Genomic DNA, 20450 nt, shown 5'->3' with positions numbered 1-20450 from the left:
ACCCCGCCCCCAAGACAAGGGGGCAAGGTCAAATCATACTGAAGAATACCGCCGATCAGATCGGCCGTTTCTCCACGTAGTAGCCATAAAGCGTGGTGAGAGCGCTGATATTCAGGATCGCAAGCACGACAGAGAAAGCTATATCAAGCACCATCGCGATCAGCACAGCATCAGCCACAAGGAACAGGATCAGTTCAGCCACGAGCTGCAGACCAAAAAGACAAAGGCCGAGGACGAACAAGGTTCCGAATGCACCGGTTGTCAGTGCCAGTGACTCGCTCACACCAATAGGTTTACCAAGCGCCGCCGCCGGTAGGATCAATGCAAACCTGTACATGAATATCGTGATCAGCGCGCCAACGGCCAACAACAGGTACAGGCCAACCATCCCGATACTCTGAACCAATGCAGACCCGATAAATGCTAGGGCACCGTAGAACAGAATGGCGATAAAAAACAGCTTGATCAGACCCAAGATATAGTTGCCCACCTCCGCTTTATGCAATGCTGGAAGCCAGCCGCGAGGATGCTCTTCCAGCAGAATGTAGCGATGCCAGGCCACCACGGTCCACGTGCCAATCAAGCCAATCACCAGCCACAGTCCAACGATACGCCAGAGAACTGAAAAGAACATGTTGCCGTCAAACCCGCGCGCCTGAAGCCCAATATCGCCAAGCAAGCCACCGATGGCCAAATAGGCGATCGCCAACACGATCAACGCGGGAACAAGAAAGATCCGCATCAGCTGCGGGACATTCCGCTGCACCATGCTTACCGAATGTAGAAATAGCTTCCAGCCAATCATTTATTCATACTCCAATACTGCTCAATCGCCGCGCGTGACCATAATGTGCGCGTTCAGGTTCCGATCCGGGGAAAACCTTGCCCTTCTGACAAAAACCGGGTAGGCCGCAGGCGTTCTGATCAAGAGGAAATACAATGTCCGCGCCCAAGAAAGTTGTCCTCGCCTACTCCGGCGGTCTTGATACGTCAATCATTCTGAAATGGCTGCAGACCGAATACGGTTGCGAAGTTGTGACTTTCACCGCCGATCTCGGCCAGGGTGAAGAACTGGAGCCCGCACGCCAGAAAGCCGAGCTCTTGGGTATCAAGCCGGAGAACATCTTCATCGAAGACGTACGCGAGGAATTCGTGCGGGATTTCGTCTTCCCGATGTTCCGAGCAAATGCCGTCTACGAAGGTCTCTACCTGCTGGGCACCTCCATCGCCCGCCCGCTGATCTCCAAACGCCTTGTTGAGATCGCCGAAGCCACCGGTGCCGATGCGGTCGCCCATGGCGCCACCGGGAAGGGCAACGATCAGGTCCGCTTCGAACTGGCGGCCTATGCGCTGAACCCCGACATCAAAGTGATTGCCCCATGGCGTGAGTGGGATCTGACTTCGCGGACCCGCCTGCTGGAATTCGCAGAAGCCCACCAGATCCCTGTGGCCAAGGACAAGCGTGGCGAGGCGCCTTTCTCGGTTGATGCCAATCTTCTGCATACCTCCTCTGAGGGCAAGGTACTGGAAGATCCCGCCGTGGCCGCGCCCGACTATGTCTACCAGCGCACCGTTCATCCGGAGGACGCCCCAAACGAGGCCGAATTCATCGAGATCGGTTTCGAAAAAGGAGACGCGGTCAGCATCAACGGCGAAGCGATGTCGCCCGCGACCATCCTGACCCAGCTCAATGAATACGGCGGCAAACACGGCATCGGCCGTCTTGACCTCGTCGAGGGGCGTTTTGTCGGCATGAAGTCCCGCGGCATCTACGAAACCCCCGGCGGCACCATCCTCCTTGAGGCCCACCGTGGTATTGAATCCATCACCATGGACCGTGGCGCAATGCACCTCAAAGACCAGCTGATGCCGCAATATGCAGAGCTGATCTACAACGGTTTCTGGTACTCGCCCGAGCGCGAAATGCTGCAAGCCGCCATTGATCGCAGCCAGGAACATGTCACCGGCACCGTCCGCGTGAAGCTTTACAAAGGCTCGGCAACCACGGTAGGTCGCTGGTCAGATCACTCGCTCTACTCTGAAGCCCACGTGACCTTTGAGGACGACGCCGGCGCCTATGATCAGAAAGACGCCGCCGGTTTCATCCAGCTGAACGCACTGCGACTGAAGCTCCTCGCCGCCCGCGAGCGCCGGTTAAAAAAATGAGCGACCACGTCGATATCACAGACGATATAGACGACGATCTGACTGAAGAGATGGAGATGTTCGTCGAAGCGCAAGACACCGTTTGGAACGATGTCCGCGCCGAACTCTCTGCGGGAAAAAAGACGAGCCACTGGATGTGGTTCGTCTTTCCGCAACTCGCCGACCTTGGTCAGTCCCATATGGCCCAGCTCTACGGGATAGAGGACCTGGCGGAGGCAACCGCCTACCTTGCCCACCCGGTTCTGCGCACGCGATTGACCGAAGCCAGCGAATTGCTGCTGAGTCATAAGGATCGCAGCGCCCAGGATATCCTTGGCGAAACCGATGCCAAGAAACTGCGTTCCTCCATGACGCTCTTCACCTCGGTTTCTGACGCCCCACAGGTATTCAACGCAGTGTTGGAGACGTTCTTCGACGGCATCCCCTGCCCTGTCACCCATGATGCGCTTGGCTGACAACTGACGCGACCTCCCCTTTGGTCACCCTTGCCCGCTGACACCCCGATGCCTAACCCTTGGCGCAACGAGAGACACCGAGGGGAGACATCATGGCACTACAACCATTGGCGGAGGGCATCCGCGCCGGCCTGACCGGAAAAACCTTTGACGGGTCGCTGAAATTCGACTGTGGCGACGATGGTGTCATCGTCCTTGCGGATGGCGATGCTTCAACGAAAAACCGAGACACTGACTGCACTATCCGCATCAGCACCGAGAATCTGAAAAAGCTGCTGGCCGGGAAATTGAACCCGATGACCGGCGTGATGATGGGTAAGCTGAAAATATCAGGTGATATGGGCGTGGCGATGAAGCTGGGCAAACTGATCAGCTAAGCGAAACACGCTTGATAAGTGTCACCTTTCCGAAAATACTCCGGGGGTGAAGCGCCAGAGGCGCGAGGGGGCAGCGCCCCCTTACCCGATCAGATTTTCTGCGCTTTCAATCGTTCATAGTAGGGCAAAGCGGCCTCAAGAACCGGCTGCAAGGTTGCAGGCACTTCAGGCAACGGCCCTTCGGGTCCTGCAAATTTGGTCGACTGCCAGACAGACCCATACCAATGCGCCGCCCAGATGCCATCGTCCTTATGTCCCCCCATTGGCCATGATAGCATCTTCGGGGAAAACGGTATGCCAAGCCTCTCACAGAGCCGCTCCAACACCATTGCAGGATCGCTGCGGATATCATCGCTATCCACCACCACCGGCGCCTGATCCCAGCGTTTCACCAGATCGAACAGCTCAGCCTGCTGGCGAAACCCAATATCATCCAACGTAGGGTTTTCCCGTTTCTCGGCATATGAGGCAATGACCCGCGCCGGATGGCGGATCAGAAACACATTTGTGACCTCGCGCATCCAGTCGCGCGGTATTCCGTCAATCATATGCTGAGTCATATGTTTTTGATAGAAAAACGGTTTTGCAGCAGGCACCGACCCCAATAGGGAAGCGGCGACAACCTCAGCGTCTCTGGACTGACTTTCCAGAATATCGGCACGCATGGGATGCTCCAGACCGGTCTGCGCCAGATAGGCCGCATAAAAGGGCTCATCCACCACAGCGCAATCGCCGCGATTGCCAAAGGCATACATCATTGCAGTCGACAGGTTGCGTGGCCCTGACCACATGGCAATCCGCATCAGGCACACTCCTGCGCGATCAGATCCTTGTACAGTGCACGCAAACGCTTGGTCACCGGTCCCATCTCGCCATCACCAATCTGCCGCCCATCGATATCACCCACCGGTGTCTGTGCCCCAAAGGTGCCGGTCAGAAACGCCTCATCAGCGCCGTAGGTATCCACCAGGGAGTAGTTGCGCTCAAACACCGGAATATCATTGGCGCGGCACAGGTCGATGACCTTCTGCCGGGTAATCCCGTTCATGCAATAGTCGCCGGTCGAGGTCCAAACCGCCCCCTTGCGTACGATGAAAAAATTGCAGGCATTGGTCGTATTCACGAACCCATTCACGTCCAGCATCAGCCCCTCATCGGCACCCGCTTTCTCCGCCGCGATACAGGCCAGAATGCAGTTCAGCTTGGAATGTGAATTCAGCTTCGGATCCTGTGTCATCGGCAACCCGCGCAGATGTGGCACTGTCGCCAACCGGATCGGGCGCGGCAGGTTTGGGCGCGAATGCTCCATGATGATGGTGAACGTCGGCCCCTGCCGCGACAACGATGGGTGCTGGAACGGGCGGGTTTTAACCCCACGCGTGACCATCAGGCGCGCGTGGGCATCGCTGATCATGTCATTGGCACTTTGCGTGTCTAGTACAGCTTGTTTGACCTGATCTCGGTCCATCCCGATGTCCAGATCAATGGTCTTCGCAGCCTCAAACAAGCGGTCGAGATGTTCATCAATGAACGCCCAGGTCCCGTTGTACAGCCGCAGCCCCTCCCAGACACCATCCCCCAGCATGAAACCGCTGTCATAGACGCTGACCTTGGCCTCGGCTTTGGGAACAATCTCACCATTCAGATAGATCAGGATCTCTTCGTTTCGCTGGTCTTCCTGCGCTTGATGCGTGCTCATTTTTTCGGTCATCTGCTCCTCCTGCGTGGCGCACGCTAGAAGGATTGGATCCTATTTCCAAGCGGTAACTTCCCGTCACCAAGCCGTGACAAACCATGTCACGTGATTGAGCCCAAACAGCGCGCGGGCCAATGTAACGCAACGATGGAGGCGATGATGCGTTCGACAAACACCGCAAGACCAATTGTCCTGACCCTGTTCATGCTGCTGGCCGTGGCCGTGAAAGGACATCAGGCCCATGCCCAGAGTGTTGAAACCCTGACCGTCGCCGGCGGTTGCTTCTGGTGTGTTGAGAGTGATTTCGAAAGCGTCCCCGGCGTGCTCTCGGCGGTGTCCGGCTACACAGGTGGCAACACCAAATCGCCCACCTACAAACAGGTCACGGCAGGTGGCACCGGGCATTACGAAGCAGTTCAAATCCGGTTTGATCCGACCATGGTGACACGCAAGCAGCTGTTGTCGATGTTCCTGCGCTCGGTCGACCCCACCGACGCAGATGGTCAGTTCTGTGACCGCGGCGACAGCTATAGGACGGCCATTTTCACTTCCAGCGCGGATCAGACATCTGTCGCCAAGGCCGCCAAATCCGAGGCGCAATCCGCACTCGGCCAAACCATCGTCACGCCAATTCTGCCAGCGACCGCTTTCTACCCTGCCGAGGCTTATCATCAGGACTACTACAAGGGTCGCAAACTGGTTCTCACGCGTTTTGGCCCCAAACGTCAGTCTGAAGCCTATAAGCGCTATCGAAAGGCCTGTGGGCGTGACGCCCGCGTGTTGCAGCTTTGGGGGGATGCAGCGCCTTTCGCAAAGGGGCATTAACAACGGCCCTGAGGTGATGAAATGGAAAAGGCGCGGGAATACACCGCGCCTTTTCCTGCTAAGAACAGGTCGTGGCGATCAGAAACGTGCGTCCTGCACCTCTTTCAAATCTGGGATCACATCGGCGGTGCCCTTACGTGTCACCATCAGCGCGGCAGCGCGATTGGCCTGTGCCAGCGCCTGCGCCATCGGCAACCCACGATCCAGACCAGACAGCACATAGCCAGTGAAAGTGTCACCCGCCCCTGTGGTATCAACCGGGACAACGGAATGCGCCGCGACGTCATGAGTGGTTCCCGCCGTCGTGTCGTAGTGGCGCGCCCCCTTGGCGCCCAACGTCACAATCACATCTGCAACGCCCAGCGCCTCAGGCGTTTTGCCTGTCGCATCGCGCAACTGCTCGGCCTCAACCTCATTCAGGAACAGATAGTCGAGATAGGGCAAGACCGCTTGAACCGCCGCTGCATCAAACGGTGCTGCCGCATAGGCAACCTTCAACCCCAGATCACGCCCCATTTGGGCTGCCTCGGCCTGCATGTTGGTCTCGTTTTGCATCACCAGGATATCACCCGCACTGGCGGCAGACAGCGCTGCGCCAATCTGGTCTTCGCTGATCTCCCGGTTTGCGCCGGGGAATAGGATGATCTGGTTCTCGCCAGTGGGGTCAACGGCAATGATGGCGTGGCCGGTAGGCACATCCAACTGGGCGATGTGACGCGTATCGACACCGTATTCCAACAAACGCGTGACGGCCCATGCCCCTTCCGGCCCGACGGCGCCCAGATGACAAACATGGCTACCGGCACGCGCAGCCGCGACCGACATATTGGCGCCTTTGCCGCCCAGATACTGCTCCAGCCCCGTCGCCGCGAGGGTTTCCCCCGCAGTCGGCATATGAGGCAGCGCATAAATCATGTCGGCATTGATTGAGCCTAGGTTCCAGATCGCCATGAGATCACCCGATATTACAGGCAGCCAGAACCGCCATGTTCAGAACATCATTTGCTGTCGAGGTGGTCGAGCAGATCTGGATCGGCTTGTCGACACCTGACAGGATCGGACCAACAACAGTTGCCCCACCCATTTCCTGCATCAGCTTAACCGAAATCGACGCGGAATGCCGCGCCGGAACGATCAGGATATTGGCTGGTCCAGTCAGGCGCTGGAAGGGATAAGCCTCCTGCGCCTTAGCGTTCAGAGCAACGTCCACAGTCATCTCGCCTTCGTACTCAAAATCGACACCACGCTGATCCAGCACTGCAGGTGCCAGATGCATTTTTTCCGCACGCTCAGATACCGGGTAGCCAAAGGTGGAGAAGCTGACAAATGCGACCCGAGGTTCCAACCCCATATGTCGGGCAACGCCTGCAGCATGTTCCGCGATATTGGCCAGATCGTTTTCATCCGGCCATTCATGCACCAGAGTATCACCAATCAACACGATGCGCCCCTTGTGTAGCAGCGCCGTGACGCCAGCCGATCCGTTGGTCGCATCGGCATCAAACACATGATTGATCTGATCAAGAACATGCGCTGATTTTCGGGTGGCTCCGGTGACCAACCCGTCGCCGTGACCATGGGCGAGCATCAGGGCCGAAAATACATGCCGGTCGCGCCCGACCAGACGGTGGACATCCTTGCGATCAAAGCCCTTGCGGTTCAGCCGCTCGTAAAGGAAATCCTTATAAGTCTCGAAATGCTGGGTATTGGCCGCGTTGATGATCTCCAGCTCGCGCACCGCATCGCCCAGACCTGCAGTTTCCAGCTTGCTACGCACATCCTCTGGACGACCAACAACCAACGCCTTGCCGAAGCCGGATCGCTGATACATTACCGCCGCGCGCAGAACGCGAGGGTCGTCGCCCTCGGCAAAGATCATGCGTGATTGCGCTGCACGGGCGCGAGCGTTCAGACCACGCAGGATCGACTGGGTTGGATCCATCCGCCCACGCAGCCCATGCTCATAGGCATCCATGTCAATGATCGGACGGCGCGCAACACCTGTGTCCATCCCGACCTTTGCCACAGCAGGCGGGATCCGATGGATCAGACGCGGATCAAATGGAGTCGGGATGATATAGTCCCGGCCAAAGGACAGCGATTTGCCGTAAGCCAGCGCCACCTCATCCGGTACATCCTCACGCGCGAGACCGGCCAGCGCATGGGCACAGGCGATTTTCATCTCGTCATTGATGGCCCGGGCGTGGATGTCCAGGGCGCCACGGAACAGATAGGGAAAGCCAAGAACGTTATTGACCTGGTTGGGGTAATCCGACCGACCAGTGGCGACAATCGCATCCACACGCACCTCATGCGCCTCCTCCGGGGTGATTTCCGGATCGGGGTTTGCCATTGCAAAGATCACCGGATTGTCCGCCATGGATTTCACCATGTCCTGTGTCACCGCCCCTTTGACAGATACGCCAAGGAACACATCCGCGTCCTGCATCGCCTCTTCCAGCGTGCGCAGATCGGTCTTGACCGCATGGGCAGACTTCCACTGGTTCATACCCTCGGTGCGACCCTGATAAATCACACCTTTTGTATCGCAGACGATGCAATTGTCATGCCGGGCGCCCATCGCCTTCAGCAATTCGATACAGGCAATACCTGCGGCACCGGCACCGTTGAGGACGATCTTCACATCCTCGATCTTCTTGCCGGAAATATGCAACGCATTGATCAGACCGGCCGCACAGATCACCGCCGTGCCATGCTGATCATCATGGAAGACAGGAATGTCCATCTCTTCTTTGAGGCGCTGCTCAATGATGAAACACTCCGGCGCCTTGATATCCTCAAGATTGATCCCACCAAAGGTCGGCCCCATCAGACGCACCGCCTTGATGAACTCATCCGGGTCTTCGGTATCCAGCTCAATGTCGATCGAATTCACATCGGCAAACCGTTTGAACAGGACAGATTTTCCCTCCATCACCGGTTTGGAGCCCAGCGCCCCAAGATTGCCCAACCCCAGAACCGCAGTCCCGTTGGAGATGACCGCGACCAAATTTCCTTTGTTTGTATAGTCATAGGCCGTCTCTGGATTTTCCGCGATGGCTTCGCAGGGCACAGCGACACCGGGAGAATAGGCCAATGACAGATCACGCTGCGTGGTCATCGGGACCGTTGCGTTGATCTCCCATTTGCCGGGGGTCGGTTCCAGATGGAAGGCAAGCGCCTCTTCGTTAGTAATCTTCGCTTTGGGCATTGGCTTTGGGTGTCCTCTCACTGTCCCAAGCGTCATAGCCCAGCGCGCGCCTCTTCTCAACGAAGTTGCGTTTTCACCTTTCGTCGCAGCCGCCTGATTTGTAAGGTCGCGCCAAAGAAATCCCCCATTTTACGGAGCCGAACTTTGTCCACAGTCACGCCGATGATGGCCCAATACCTCGACATCAAGGCGCAGTATCCGGATGCCCTCTTGTTCTACCGCATGGGCGATTTCTACGAGATGTTCTTTGACGATGCCGTCAACGCGGCAGAGGCACTCGACATCGCACTAACCAAACGCGGCAAACACGATGGCAACGATATTCCGATGTGCGGTGTCCCGGTCCATGCCGCCGAAGGCTATCTGCTGACACTGATCCGAAAGGGATTTCGCGTCGCGGTAGGAGAGCAGCTGGAAAGCCCGGCAGAGGCCAAGAAGCGTGGCTCCAAATCCGTCGTGAAACGCGATGTGGTGCGGCTGGTCACACCCGGCACCATCACCGAAGATTCCCTTCTGGAGGCGCGCCGCCACAATTTCCTCACCGCCTATTGCGAGCTGCGCGATCAGGCAGCGCTCGCCTGGGCGGATATCTCAACTGGCGCGTTCCATGTGATGCCGGTTGCCTCCGTCCGGGTGTCCCCTGAACTGGCCAGACTGGCGCCATCGGAGTTGATTGTCCCCGATGGTCCTGCGCTGGACCAGCTGCGCACCATCGCAGAGGACCACCAGATCCCAGTGACCCCTCTGGCAAAATCCAGCTTCGACAGCACCGCCGCTGAAAAACGCATCTGTGATCTCTTTAAGGTCTCAACATTGGAATCCTACGGCTCTTTCAGCCGGGCAGAGATTTCGGCCATGGGCGCGGTCATCGACTATCTCGACATCACACAGAAGGGTAAGCTACCGCTGCTTCAGCCCCCGCAGCAGGAGGCTGAGGATCGCGTGGTGCAGATTGATGCTGCAACCCGTCGCAGTCTGGAGCTCACCCGCGCGCTGACCGGTGGTCGCGGTGGTTCGCTGCTTGCAGTGGTGGACCGGACCGTTACCCCCGCTGGCGGTCGGCTTCTGGAACAACGGCTGTCCAGCCCCTCGCGTAATCTTGATGTGATCCGAGCCCGGTTGACGGCGCTGGACTTCGTGGTGGGACAAACACAACTCGCCCAGTCGCTACGCACGGCACTGCGCAAAACACCCGATCTGGATCGGGCCCTGTCCCGGCTTGCTCTGGATCGCGGCGGCCCCCGGGACCTGGCCGCCGTACGCAACACGCTGATCCAGGCCGAGGCAATTTCCGATCTCTGTAACAAAGCCGATATGCCAGCACTATTGCAGCAGGCACGCTCAGGGCTCACCGGATTTGATGCTCTGCTGCCCCTGCTTGACGCCGCGCTGATTGCAGAGCCCCCCCTCTTAGCCCGCGACGGCGGATTTATTGCAGAAGGCTACGACAGCGAACTGGACGAGGCGCGCACGCTGCGTGACGAAGGGCGCTCCGTTATTGCGGCACTGCAAAAGAAATACTCCGATCACACAGGTATCAACTCACTAAAAATCAAGCACAACAATGTGCTCGGCTACTTCATAGAAACAACCGCAACCCATGCAGAGAAAATGCTCTCTGCCCCTCTGTCGGAAACCTATATTCACCGTCAGACAACAGCCAATCAGGTTCGGTTCACGACGGTAGAGTTGAGCGAAATCGAGACCCGTATTCTGAATGCCGGGAATCTGGCACTGGAAATTGAGAAGCGGCTCTATACAAGGCTATCAGACGCTATCTTGGCAGATGCGGCCCTATTGAATGCAGCGGCCCGTGGACTGGCGGAACTGGACCTGATCACCGCATTGGCCGATCTCGCCCTGGGTGAGAACTGGTCCTGCCCAACTGTAGACAACTCGCGGGAATTCAATATTTCCGGAGGGCGGCACCCCGTTGTGGAACAGGCCTTGCGGCAACAGGGCGGTAGTAGCTTCGTTGCAAATGACTGTGATCTGACCGCTGATACAGGGGCCGCCATCTGGCTGCTGACCGGCCCCAACATGGCCGGTAAATCAACGTTTCTGCGCCAGAACGCCCTGATTGCCATCCTTGCCCAAATGGGGAGTTACGTACCAGCCGACAGCGCCCATATCGGCCTGATCAGCCAGTTGTTCAGCCGGGTTGGTGCCTCCGACGATCTCGCTCGCGGACGCTCGACCTTCATGGTTGAGATGGTTGAAACCGCTGCGATCCTCAATCAGGCTGATGATCGCGCACTGGTTATCCTCGACGAAATCGGGCGAGGCACAGCGACCTATGACGGGCTGTCAATCGCTTGGGCCACGCTGGAACATCTGCATGAGGTCAATCGCGCCCGCGCGCTGTTTGCAACCCATTACCACGAACTCACCCAACTCGCCGGTAAGCTGCCCGGCGTCGACAATGCCACCGTTTCCGTCAAGGAATGGGAAGGTGAGGTCATCTTTCTGCACGAGGTTAAAAAAGGGGCTGCAGATCGCTCCTACGGCGTACAGGTCGCGCAGCTTGCCGGTCTGCCCGGCTCGGTTGTTGCGCGGGCTAGGGACGTTCTGGATATGCTGGAAGAGGGCAGCCGCAGTGGCGCTGGCAAAATCCAGATCGACGATCTCCCCCTCTTCGCAGCGGCCCCACCGCCTCAAGCAGCAGCACCAGTCGGACCCTCACTGATCGAAACGCTTCTGAACGATATTCACCCCGATGATCTCTCACCAAGAGAAGCACTGGAAGCGCTCTATCGCCTGAAAGAGGCCGCGAACTGACACAGAAAAGCGGCCTCCTCGGATAAGCAAGGGGCCGCTTGTCATCTTTCCAAAAATACTCGCGCCGCAGGCACGGGCCGCAAGGCCCGTCAATACTGCGGATCAGCTCGCAGGCGTCGAGGAGACACCAACCTGCGCCGGGCGCAGCAAACGGTCGTGCAGCATGAACCCTTCGGCGGAGACCTGGATGATATCGCCGGCTTTGGTGCCTGGCACCGGGGCCTCGAACATAGCCTCATGCACCTGCGGATCGAATCTCTGACCAACTTCCGGCGCGATCACCTGCATACCGTGCTTTTCAAACACACCAAGCAACGCACGCATGGTCAGTTCCACACCTTCAATCAAGGCAGCGGAAACTTCGCGCTGTTCATCGCTTGCGGCTTCGATCGCACGTTTCATATTGTCGTAAACCGGCAGCATGTCCCGCGCCAGTTTAGAACCGCCATACTGCTCAGCTTCGCGGCGTGCCTTGTCACCGCGCTTGCGTGCGTTCTCCGCATCAGCCAAGGCCCGCATGAACCGATCTTTCAGCTCATCCCGTTCGGCCCGCAGGCTATCCAGCTCCAGCGCTGCATCATCAAATTCTTCAGTCTGCGCAGAGAGCTCCTCTGCTTCGGCTTCTGTGATGTCGTCCAAAAAATCGTCGTTCTTGGGCTCTGCCATATCTCACCTCTAACTCCGGTCGGAAAGCAGCTTCCCGACCAGTTGCGCCGTATAGTCCACAATCGGCACGATCCGGCCGTAATTCAGGCGGGTCGGGCCAATGACACCCACCGCACCAATGATCTTTCGATCCGCGTTCATATAGGGAGACACCACCAAAGAGGAACCCGAAAGTGAAAAAAGTTTGTTCTCCGAACCTATAAAAATGCGCACACCTTCACCATCTTCGGTCAGTTGAAGAAACTCTTCGATATCGCGTTTGCGTTCCAGGTCATCAAACAGGTTTCGGATCCGGTCCAACTCCTCCGCAGCCCCGCCGTCCGATAGGAGATTCGACCGGCCACGCACGATCAGCCGCGCAGAATCGCTGCCGTCATCTTCCCAGGCCGCCAAGCCGCTTTCGATCATTTCACGAGCCAAGACATCGATCTGCTGCTGCCGGGCCTTGATCTCTTCCTGAATGGCACCGCGCACATCACCTAATGTCCGTCCCTCAATCAGCGCATTGAGGAAATTCGCCGCCTCTCGCATTGAGCTGGGCGTCTGTCCGGGCGGTGGCGTGAACAGGCGGTTTTCCACGTGACCGTCTGAAAACACCAGCACGACCAGCGCCCGATCATGGGCCAAAGTGACAAATTCAATATGGCGGATTTCGGCCTCATGTTTCGGTGTCAGCACCAGAGAGGCACCCTGTGTCACCCCCGACAGGGCCGAGCCCACACGATCCAGCATGCCTGCCAGACCCGCAGATCCACCGCCAGCAGTCCCGCCCATGGTCTCATCAATTCTCTGACGGTCCTGGGTGTTCAAGTCCCCAACTTCGAGCAGGCCGTCCACAAACATCCGCAATCCGACCTGTGTCGGAACCCGACCAGCGCTGGTGTGCGGACTGTTCAACAGCCCAAGATGCTCCAGATCCTGCATCACGTTGCGCACGGTGGCAGCGCTCACCTTCTCATTCAGGGATCGCGTCAGAGTCCGGCTGCCAACGGGATCTCCCGTCTCAAGATAGGATTCCACGACCGCACGGAACACATCCCGTGACCGATCGTTCATATCCTTCAATATGTCGGTACTGCTGTTCATCGCATTCTATGTGTGGTCACCGCCGAAGTTCCGCAAGCCTTGGCTCCCTGTCCTACAGTTGTCATTAAAGAGCGCAGCACCAAAAGGTCAATCATGCTTGCATAGCCAACCCTGCGGACGCTATCCCGATTGGTAAGCAAACAAAGGATGACCCATGCGACCCTCCGGACGAGACCTAGACCAAATGCGCGCCGTTTCTATCGAAACCGGCTTCACCAAACACGCTGAGGGATCCTGCCTGATAAAGATGGGCGACACCCATGTGCTCTGCACTGCCACCATTGAGGATCGTGTGCCGCCGTTTATCAAAGGCTCAGGTCTCGGTTGGGTGACCGCTGAATATGGCATGCTGCCCCGCGCGACCAACACCCGTATGCGCCGCGAAGCCGCGATGGGCAAACAGGGCGGCCGCACCGTCGAAATCCAGCGCCTTATCGGTCGCGCGCTGCGCGCCGGCGTCGACCGCGTTGCACTCGGCGAGCGTCAGATCAGCATCGACTGTGATGTGCTACAGGCCGACGGCGGCACCCGGTGCGCCTCCATCACCGGCGGTTGGGTCGCGCTGCGCCTTGCGGTGAACAAGCTAATGAAAACCGGCGAGGTCAAGATTGATCCCCTCGTTGATCCTGTGGCCGCAGTTTCCTGCGGCATCTACGCGGGTCAGCCCGTACTGGACCTTGACTACCCGGAAGATTCCGAGGCCGGCGTCGATGGCAACTTCATTATGACCGGGTCGGGCCAACTCATCGAAGTGCAGATGTCCGCGGAAGGATCCATGTTCAGCCGTGAGCAGATGAACACGTTGATGGACCTTGCAACCAAGGGCACCGCCGAGCTGGCAGAACTGCAGAAGGCAGCCTGCGCATGACCCGTAAATTTGTCGGCGACCGGCTGCTGGTCGCCACACATAACAAGGGTAAACTGGAGGAGATGAAACATCTTCTCCAACCCTTCGGTGTGACTGTCGTCGGCGCCGGCGAGATGGATCTTCCAGAACCGGCCGAAACCGAGGATACATTTGTTGGAAATGCCCGGATAAAGGCTCATGCCGCCGCTAAGGCGACCGGTCTGCCCGCCTTGTCTGATGACTCGGGTATCACCATTGACGCGCTCGACGGCGCCCCGGGAGTGTATACTGCCGACTGGGCAGAAACCGGTGATGGCCGCGATTTCATGATGGCCATGACCCGTGCCCATAATGAGTTGGAAGCCAAGGGTGCGGCCCACCCTCGCCTTGCACAATTCCGCTGCACGCTGGTTCTTGCCTGGCCTGATGGTCACGATGAGGTATTCGAAGGCGTGATGCCCGGCCAGCTGGTCTGGCCCATTCGCGGTAAGGACGGATTTGGCTATGATCCAATGTTCCAGCCAGACGGGCATACCCAGACCTGCGCCGAAATGGATCGCTGGGCCAAAAACAAGATCAGCCATCGCGGCCAGGCAGTCGCGAAATTTGTAGAGGCATGTTTCGGTGGATGATTGGCGCAACGGGGGGTTTGGCCTGTATGTGCATTGGCCCTTCTGTCAGGCCAAATGCCCCTATTGCGATTTTAACAGTCATGTCACCGCGCAAATTGACCAAACCAGATGGGCTGCAGCCTATCGTGCTGAGATGCTACGCGCGGCACCTGCTCTGTCTGGTCGCGTCCTGAATACGATTTTTTTCGGGGGCGGAACACCTTCGCTGATGAACCCCGATACTGTGGCCGCAATCATCGAGACAGCTCGAGAAATATGGCCTTTTTCCAACGACATAGAGATCTCTCTTGAAGCAAACCCAACCTCAGTCGAGGCAGGTCGCTTTACGGGTTACCGAGATGCTGGCGTCAATCGAATTTCTATGGGTATTCAAGCGCTTAACGATGGTGATCTACACCGCCTCGGACGGATGCACAGCGTTTCTGAGGCGCAGAAGGCCTTTGATGTGGCTCGAAACTGCTTTGACAGAGTCAGTTTTGACCTAATCTACGCCCGTCAGGGCCAAACACTGGTCGGCTGGCAACAGGAACTTGACCAAGCCTTATCTATGGCGATCGACCACCTGTCCCTCTATCAATTGACCATTGAGGAAGGCACCGCATTTGGGGATCGCTACGCGCGGGGGAAATTACGCGATCTTCCAAGCGACGACAACGCCGCGGATATGTATCTTACCACGCAGGAGATCTGCGACAAACATGGCCTGCCCGCCTATGAGGTCTCCAACCACGCGCGTCCCGGTGCGGAGTCGCGGCACAATCTGATTTATTGGCGCTATGGCGATTACCTTGGTATAGGACCAGGGGCCCATGGGCGCTTAACTCTTGACGGGACCAGATACGCGACTGAAACCTATCTGCAACCTGGGGCTTGGCTTGCTGCTGCAGAAAATCACACCGGTGAGTGTTCGCGCATCCCACTTACTCCTGAAGATGCTAGTGTTGAATACCTCATGATGGGGATGCGATTGGTTGAGGGACTCGATTTAGATCGGTTTCGTGCCATTTCAGGTCGTACTCTTTCTTCGGAGCGTATCTCTAATCTCCGCGAAATCGGCATGGTGGAGCTCTCTGACGAACGTATTCAGGCAACTGACACCGGTCGCGCGGTATTGAATGCGGTACTCCGCGATCTACTGGTGGAGTGACAACTGATGCGACTTCTCTACGCTGCGCTTGGGCTTTTATGCGTTGGGTTGGCGCTCGTCGGAGTGGCGCTTCCCCTCTTACCAACCGTTCCGTTTCTGCTGCTCGCCAGCTTTTTCTTTGCCAACTCTTCCGAACGCCTGCACGACTGGATCCTGAACCATCGACTGTTTGGCCCAATGATTCAGGATTGGCATGAACGAGGCGCCATCCGACCTGCTGCAAAAAAGGCGGCAACTTTCTCAGTTGCCGCCGTGTTCGGCTTGTCGATTATTCTCTCCGCACCAAGTCACGTCCTGATCCTCCAGGCCATCACGCTCGGCGCAGTGATGATATTCATCTGGTCACGACCTAACGGCTGAGACGTCCACAAAGATCATCCAGCTCATCCAGAGATGTGTAGCTGATCGACAAAACACCGCTTTCACCGCCGGCGCGATGATCAATCGACACCTTCATACGCAACGCGGCTGAGAGGTCAGCCTCCAAGGCGCGCGTATCCGCATCTTTCTCAGCTGTTTTCTTCGCCGAACGCGCTGTTGCAACTTGCAAGCCGGCCGCGTCCTTCTTCACCAATGCCTCGGTCGCACGCACTGAGAGACCGCCTTTGACAATTTTCTTCGCCAAATCTGACGCATTGTCGGAAGTGATGAGCGCGCGGGCATGGCCAGCTGAAAGACGACGCTCTTGAACCAAAGACTGTACGTCATCCGGCAGATGCAAGAGTCTGACCAGATTGGCAATATGGCTCCGGCTCTTACCAAGTGCTTCTGCCATTTTTTCTTGCGTATGGCCAAATTTGTCCATCAACTGCTTATAGCTCTGCGCCTCCTCCATCGCGTTGAGGTCAGAGCGTTGAATATTCTCGATAATGGCAACTTCCATCATCTCGACATCGGAATAGTCCCGAATGATAACCGGAACTTCGTGCAGTTGTGCACCTTGAGCGGCACGCCAGCGGCGTTCACCGGCAACAATCTCATACTGCCCACCAGGCCGCGGTCGCACGATAAGGGGCTGAAGAACCCCCTTTTCCCGAATGGATGCAGTCAGATCGTCCAGATCTTCTTGCAGGAACTGGCGACGCGGCTGATCCGGGTTCGCGATAACTTTTTCGATAGGCACCATGACTTCGGTGCTTCTGATTGCCTGTTTTTCTGTGCTAACAGGTTCCGGGTTCACATCCGCCATTAGAGCTGACAAGCCTCTTCCCAATCCTCTGGGTTTATTTTTCTTTTCTGACATTACTGCGCCTCCAGCTGTCGTTAGGCTGCGAGTTTCTGATGTCTCGCAATCAGTTCTTCTGCAAGGGCACGATACGCATTCGCCCCAAGCGAGTTCGTGTCATAGTTTAACACCGGCAACGCATAAGACGGCGCCTCGCTGACACGTACATTTCGAGGAATTTTAGTTTCAAAGACCAATTCACCCAGATGCCCACGGGCATCCTGCTCCACCTGCTGAGACAGGTTATTCCGCCGATCGTACATCGTCAGAACAATTCCCTCGATCCGCAAGTTCGGGTTCGCGGTCTGACGCACCTCACGAATTGTGAGCATCAACTGAGAAACCCCTTCAAGTGCGAAAAACTCACTCTGTAGCGGGACCAAGACTGAATGGGCTGCAACCATGGCATTGACTGTCAATAGATTCAGTGATGGCGGGCAGTCGATCAGGACATAATCCCAGTCATAATCATCCATTGCCGGCTGACGTAACGCATCGTGCAGTAAGAAGCTGCGCTTTTCATTTGTAAAAAGCTCGATATCCGCCGAACTTAGGTCGACCGTTGCTGGAATAATGCAAAGATCTTCGATCTCCGTCTCGCGAATAACGTCATTTAGTGCAACGTCATCTACAAGAAGATCATACGTTGTACGGGTGCGATCTGTCGCTTCGATCCCAAGACCAGTTGAGGCATTGCCCTGCGGATCCAGGTCTACAACAAGGACTCGATATCCGGTCTCAACTAAGGCTGCTGCCAGGTTGATCGCGGTCGTCGTTTTACCAACCCCACCCTTTTGATTGGCCACTGCAATAATTCGAGGCCCAGCCGGCCGGGACAAATCAGACACGCGTCACTCCCCTGATTTCTAAAACAACCGCCTCGGGTTCAGTCCAACTATTAGTGGATTTCAGGTCGAATTGCCATTGGCTGCGCGCGTTATCCACTTCTTTTTTCCACTGTATTCCTTTGGAGAAAAGCGCAATTCCTCCCGGTTGGAGGTGTCTCTCGGCAAAGCCAAGCAACGTTGTAAGATCAGCCAATGCGCGTGCTGAAATAACATCAGCCGCCATCGGTGGCACCTTTTCGATCCGCTCTGACACAACTTTTGCATTCGCTCCGCATTCGCGAATCGCCGTGCGAAGAAAGGCGCACTTCCGTTGATCGCTCTCGATCAAAGTAATCACGCAATCTGGCGCACGCTCAACCGCGAGAATCGCAACGACGACACCTGGAAACCCGCCACCACTCCCGATATCAAGCCAGGTTTGCGGAAAATCGATTCCTTGGCAGATTTGAACAGAGTCCACAATATGACGGTCCCAGACATTATCCAAAGTCGACTTCGCAATCAGATTTATTTTAGGAGACCATTTTTTGACGAGACTTTCATAGTGTTTAAGGCGGTCATATGTTTCACGTGAAACATGCGCCTCTCCGATCTTCACCTCACTCATTTAGGATCTCTTCCCTTGGCCGTCCGTGGCACCACGGCGCAGCCGTGCCAAGATCAATGCCAACGCCGCAGGTGTCATACTGTCAACCCTCCCCGCTTGGGCAAGTGTTTCCGGTCGTGATTTTTCAAGTTTCCCACGTAGTTCATTCGATAGCCCCTCGAAATCGTAAGAAAAATCAGGTGGAATACGATACCCTTCATCACGCTTCAAAGCCTCAATCTCTCGTTTCTGACGGATGATATAGTTAGCGTAAAGCGCGTCTCGCTCGATCTGACGGCGAATAGGATCTTCGCAGGTTGCCAGTTCGGGAAGCAGGCGTAAAATATCCTCGAATGCGACGTCAGGAAACGCCAATACATCAGTCGCGGTCCGTCTGTTTCCGTCCTGGTTTACTGCGATACCGGCTTCATTGATTTCTTTCGGCGTAAACTGGCGGGTATCCATCCTGGCTCGTGCTTCTTCGAGTTTTTCCATCTTTCTGGAAAAAAGCTCACGACGCACCTCACCGACACATCCTAGATTGGAACCAATACCAGTTAACCGCTGATCAGCGTTATCTGCGCGCAGTGATAGTCTGAATTCAGCTCGGGAGGTGAACATTCTATAAGGCTCAGTCACACCATTGGTGGTGAGATCATCCACCATCACGCCAATATAGCTATCAGACCGACTAAACGTGACCGGTTCCATTTCCTTTGAATAGCGCGCAGCATTCAATCCAGCTACAAGCCCCTGTGCCGCAGCCTCCTCATATCCGGTGGTACCGTTAATCTGCCCCGCAAGATACAGACCTTGATAGGACTTTAGGGCCAGATCTAGTCCCAGCGCGCGCGGATCTACATAGTCATATTCGATCGCATACCCGGGCTGCAAGATAACAGCATCTTCCAATCCGACAATAGAGCGCACATAGCGTTCCTGAACATCCAGTGGCAGACTTGTCGAAATCCCATTCGGATAGACCGTATGATCATCCACGCCCTCCGGTTCGAGGAAGATCTGATGACTTGTCTTATCTGAGAAGCGCACAACCTTATCTTCGATCGACGGACAATAGCGCGGACCCACACCGTCGATATGTCCACCATACATGGCAGATCTTTCTAGATTATCGCGGATAATGTCATGTGTATGCGTATTGGTGTGTGTAATGCCACATACGACTTGAGACGCCGATACGGATGTCGTCAAAAAACTGAAAAACGTCGGATCGTCATCTCCGGGCTGCCCTTCCAGCTTTTCCCAGGCAATTGTACGCCCATCCAGCCGTGGTGGCGTGCCTGTCTTTAGCCGCCCTAATTGCAGATCAAAGCTGTCGAGCCTTTCTGCGAGACGGACAGATGGCCTATCCCCCATACGACCGCCAGGCTTAGATACATCACCTATGTGAATGACACCTCTCAGGAAGGTTCCGGATGTCAGGATCACAGCACGGCTTGTGATTTCACTCTCGTCGGCAAGACGTACGCCACGGATTTTGTCACCTGTCATAAGGAAATCGACAACTTCACCAGTGACAATATCAAGATTGGGTTGCGCTTCGATTTCCGCCAACATCTCACGACGATAGATCTTACGATCTGATTGCGCCCTCGGGCCCTGTACAGCAGGCCCTTTCCGTCTATTCAGGAGGCGAAATTGTATGCCAGCTTTGTCAGCGACACGCCCCATAACGCCGTCAAGCGCATCAATCTCTCGAACCAGATGACCTTTCCCCAATCCGCCAATTGCCGGATTGCAGGACATCACACCAATGCCGTCCTTAGTGAGGGTTACGAGAGCCGTTTTTACTCCCATCCGGGCGGCCGCATGCGCTGCCTCGGTTCCTGCGTGGCCGCCACCGACAACGACCACATCGTAATTTGGATGTTTCACGTGAAACAC

At 56.3% G+C, this 20450-nt stretch carries 20 protein-coding genes; 9 read left to right on the top strand and 11 right to left on the bottom strand.

Features of this window, described 5'->3' with window-relative positions:
* Positions 1 to 55: 55 nt before the first annotated feature.
* Entirely contained in the window at positions 56 to 805 is a 750-nt protein-coding gene (locus tag J4721_RS09280) for a hypothetical protein (RefSeq protein ID WP_014876376.1), read from the bottom strand.
* Positions 806 to 939: 134 nt separating this feature from the next.
* Between J4721_RS09280 and J4721_RS09275 the strand changes: the two genes are divergently transcribed.
* The 3 genes from J4721_RS09275 to J4721_RS09265 all read left to right on the top strand — a co-directional run bounded on the left by J4721_RS09275 (position 940) and on the right by J4721_RS09265 (position 2998).
* Positions 940 to 2166 (top strand): argininosuccinate synthase, encoded by a 1227-nt coding sequence (locus tag J4721_RS09275; protein ID WP_014876377.1) that lies wholly within the window; start codon positions 940 to 942, stop codon positions 2164 to 2166.
* Complete coding sequence (locus tag J4721_RS09270; protein ID WP_014881520.1) at positions 2163 to 2621, top strand: DUF1810 domain-containing protein; 459 nt, start codon at positions 2163 to 2165, stop codon at positions 2619 to 2621. Before J4721_RS09275 ends, J4721_RS09270 begins: the two co-directional genes overlap by 4 nt.
* Before the next feature lie 92 nt (positions 2622 to 2713).
* Positions 2714 to 2998, top strand: a complete 285-nt coding sequence (locus tag J4721_RS09265) for an SCP2 sterol-binding domain-containing protein (protein ID WP_211002582.1) — start codon at positions 2714 to 2716, stop codon at positions 2996 to 2998.
* A gap of 89 nt (positions 2999 to 3087) precedes the next feature.
* Here the strand turns inward: J4721_RS09265 and J4721_RS09260 are convergent, their stop codons facing one another.
* Entirely contained in the window at positions 3088 to 3801 is a 714-nt protein-coding gene (locus J4721_RS09260; RefSeq protein WP_014881522.1) for a hypothetical protein, read from the bottom strand.
* Positions 3801 to 4709 carry a D-amino acid aminotransferase gene (locus tag J4721_RS09255; RefSeq protein WP_014876381.1) on the bottom strand — a complete coding sequence of 303 codons (909 nt, stop codon included), beginning with the start codon at positions 4707 to 4709 and terminating at the stop codon, positions 3801 to 3803. Before J4721_RS09255 ends, J4721_RS09260 begins: the two co-directional genes overlap by 1 nt.
* A gap of 144 nt (positions 4710 to 4853) precedes the next feature.
* Between J4721_RS09255 and msrA the strand changes: the two genes are divergently transcribed.
* A complete protein-coding gene (msrA, locus tag J4721_RS09250) occupies positions 4854 to 5519 on the top strand; it encodes a peptide-methionine (S)-S-oxide reductase MsrA (RefSeq protein WP_211002583.1) in 666 nt (221 codons plus the stop codon).
* Positions 5520 to 5597: 78 nt separating this feature from the next.
* Here msrA and J4721_RS09245 read toward each other — a convergent pair whose 3' ends face one another.
* Positions 5598 to 6470 carry a ribokinase gene (locus tag J4721_RS09245; RefSeq protein WP_211002584.1) on the bottom strand — a complete coding sequence of 291 codons (873 nt, stop codon included), beginning with the start codon at positions 6468 to 6470 and terminating at the stop codon, positions 5598 to 5600.
* 4 nt (positions 6471 to 6474) lie between these two features.
* Entirely contained in the window at positions 6475 to 8730 is a 2256-nt protein-coding gene (locus J4721_RS09240; protein ID WP_014876384.1) for an NADP-dependent malic enzyme, read from the bottom strand.
* A 162-nt stretch (positions 8731 to 8892) separates the two neighbouring features.
* On the opposite strand from J4721_RS09240, the gene mutS reads away from it, so the two are divergent.
* Complete coding sequence (gene mutS, locus J4721_RS09235) at positions 8893 to 11508, top strand: DNA mismatch repair protein MutS (protein ID WP_211002639.1); 2616 nt, start codon at positions 8893 to 8895, stop codon at positions 11506 to 11508.
* 102 nt (positions 11509 to 11610) lie between these two features.
* Here the strand turns inward: mutS and J4721_RS09230 are convergent, their stop codons facing one another.
* A complete protein-coding gene (locus J4721_RS09230; protein WP_014876386.1) occupies positions 11611 to 12174 on the bottom strand; it encodes a nucleotide exchange factor GrpE in 564 nt (187 codons plus the stop codon).
* A 9-nt stretch (positions 12175 to 12183) separates the two neighbouring features.
* Positions 12184 to 13260, bottom strand: coding sequence for a heat-inducible transcriptional repressor HrcA (gene hrcA / locus J4721_RS09225; RefSeq protein WP_014876387.1), 1077 nt, complete (start codon positions 13258 to 13260; stop codon positions 12184 to 12186).
* Between the two features lie 154 nt (positions 13261 to 13414).
* On the opposite strand from hrcA, the gene rph reads away from it, so the two are divergent.
* From rph to J4721_RS09205, 4 genes are read left to right on the top strand one after another with little or no spacing between them, the layout of a single operon-like run.
* On the top strand, positions 13415 to 14128 hold the full coding sequence (rph, locus tag J4721_RS09220; protein ID WP_061050113.1) for a ribonuclease PH: 714 nt from the start codon (positions 13415 to 13417) through the stop codon (positions 14126 to 14128).
* Positions 14125 to 14739, top strand: a complete 615-nt coding sequence (gene rdgB, locus J4721_RS09215) for an RdgB/HAM1 family non-canonical purine NTP pyrophosphatase (RefSeq protein ID WP_014876389.1) — start codon at positions 14125 to 14127, stop codon at positions 14737 to 14739. The genes rph and rdgB overlap by 4 nt, the downstream gene beginning before the upstream one ends.
* Positions 14732 to 15886, top strand: a complete 1155-nt coding sequence (gene hemW, locus J4721_RS09210; RefSeq protein ID WP_102884232.1) for a radical SAM family heme chaperone HemW — start codon at positions 14732 to 14734, stop codon at positions 15884 to 15886. The genes rdgB and hemW overlap by 8 nt, the downstream gene beginning before the upstream one ends.
* A 6-nt stretch (positions 15887 to 15892) precedes the next feature.
* Positions 15893 to 16246, top strand: coding sequence for a YbaN family protein (locus J4721_RS09205; protein WP_102884233.1), 354 nt, complete (start codon positions 15893 to 15895; stop codon positions 16244 to 16246).
* On the opposite strand, the gene J4721_RS09200 is transcribed toward J4721_RS09205, so the two are convergent.
* The 4 genes from J4721_RS09200 to mnmG are packed head-to-tail and all read right to left on the bottom strand — an operon-like array spanning position 16236 to position 20441.
* Positions 16236 to 17129: a ParB/RepB/Spo0J family partition protein gene (locus tag J4721_RS09200; protein WP_014876391.1), complete on the bottom strand. Its 894-nt coding sequence runs from the start codon at positions 17127 to 17129 to the stop codon at positions 16236 to 16238. The genes J4721_RS09205 and J4721_RS09200 overlap by 11 nt on opposite strands.
* A 20-nt stretch (positions 17130 to 17149) precedes the next feature.
* A complete protein-coding gene (locus J4721_RS09195; protein ID WP_044040856.1) occupies positions 17150 to 17959 on the bottom strand; it encodes a ParA family protein in 810 nt (269 codons plus the stop codon).
* A complete protein-coding gene (gene rsmG / locus J4721_RS09190; RefSeq protein WP_102884234.1) occupies positions 17952 to 18566 on the bottom strand; it encodes a 16S rRNA (guanine(527)-N(7))-methyltransferase RsmG in 615 nt (204 codons plus the stop codon). Before rsmG ends, J4721_RS09195 begins: the two co-directional genes overlap by 8 nt.
* Positions 18567 to 20441, bottom strand: coding sequence for a tRNA uridine-5-carboxymethylaminomethyl(34) synthesis enzyme MnmG (gene mnmG / locus J4721_RS09185; RefSeq protein ID WP_211002585.1), 1875 nt, complete (start codon positions 20439 to 20441; stop codon positions 18567 to 18569).
* Between the last annotated feature and the right edge of the window lie 9 nt (positions 20442 to 20450).

Source organism: Phaeobacter sp. HS011 (assembly GCF_018101215.1).
Lineage (GTDB): Bacteria > Pseudomonadota > Alphaproteobacteria > Rhodobacterales > Rhodobacteraceae > Phaeobacter > Phaeobacter inhibens.
Note: the sequence above shows the minus strand (reverse complement) of the source record. Positions and strands in the feature narration are given on the sequence as shown.

Excerpts from the sequence above, each read along its gene's own strand:
- J4721_RS09255 (WP_014876381.1), bottom strand. The coding sequence starts at position 4,709 with ATGACCGAAAAAATGAGCACGCATCAAGCGCAGGAAGACCAGCGAAAC.
- J4721_RS09265 (WP_211002582.1), top strand. The coding sequence starts at position 2,714 with ATGGCACTACAACCATTGGCGGAGGGCATCCGCGCCGGCCTGACCGGA.
- rph (WP_061050113.1), top strand. The coding sequence starts at position 13,415 with ATGCGACCCTCCGGACGAGACCTAGACCAAATGCGCGCCGTTTCTATC.
- mutS (WP_211002639.1), top strand. The coding sequence starts at position 8,893 with ATGATGGCCCAATACCTCGACATCAAGGCGCAGTATCCGGATGCCCTC.
- rsmG (WP_102884234.1), bottom strand. The coding sequence starts at position 18,566 with ATGAGTGAGGTGAAGATCGGAGAGGCGCATGTTTCACGTGAAACATAT.
- J4721_RS09240 (WP_014876384.1), bottom strand. The coding sequence starts at position 8,730 with ATGCCCAAAGCGAAGATTACTAACGAAGAGGCGCTTGCCTTCCATCTG.
- J4721_RS09200 (WP_014876391.1), bottom strand. The coding sequence starts at position 17,129 with ATGTCAGAAAAGAAAAATAAACCCAGAGGATTGGGAAGAGGCTTGTCA.
- msrA (WP_211002583.1), top strand. The coding sequence starts at position 4,854 with ATGCGTTCGACAAACACCGCAAGACCAATTGTCCTGACCCTGTTCATG.
- J4721_RS09205 (WP_102884233.1), top strand. The coding sequence starts at position 15,893 with ATGCGACTTCTCTACGCTGCGCTTGGGCTTTTATGCGTTGGGTTGGCG.
- hrcA (WP_014876387.1), bottom strand. The coding sequence starts at position 13,260 with ATGAACAGCAGTACCGACATATTGAAGGATATGAACGATCGGTCACGG.
- J4721_RS09280 (WP_014876376.1), bottom strand. The coding sequence starts at position 805 with ATGATTGGCTGGAAGCTATTTCTACATTCGGTAAGCATGGTGCAGCGG.
- J4721_RS09245 (WP_211002584.1), bottom strand. The coding sequence starts at position 6,470 with ATGGCGATCTGGAACCTAGGCTCAATCAATGCCGACATGATTTATGCG.
- rdgB (WP_014876389.1), top strand. The coding sequence starts at position 14,125 with ATGACCCGTAAATTTGTCGGCGACCGGCTGCTGGTCGCCACACATAAC.
- J4721_RS09275 (WP_014876377.1), top strand. The coding sequence starts at position 940 with ATGTCCGCGCCCAAGAAAGTTGTCCTCGCCTACTCCGGCGGTCTTGAT.
- J4721_RS09260 (WP_014881522.1), bottom strand. The coding sequence starts at position 3,801 with ATGCGGATTGCCATGTGGTCAGGGCCACGCAACCTGTCGACTGCAATG.
- J4721_RS09270 (WP_014881520.1), top strand. The coding sequence starts at position 2,163 with ATGAGCGACCACGTCGATATCACAGACGATATAGACGACGATCTGACT.
- J4721_RS09230 (WP_014876386.1), bottom strand. The coding sequence starts at position 12,174 with ATGGCAGAGCCCAAGAACGACGATTTTTTGGACGACATCACAGAAGCC.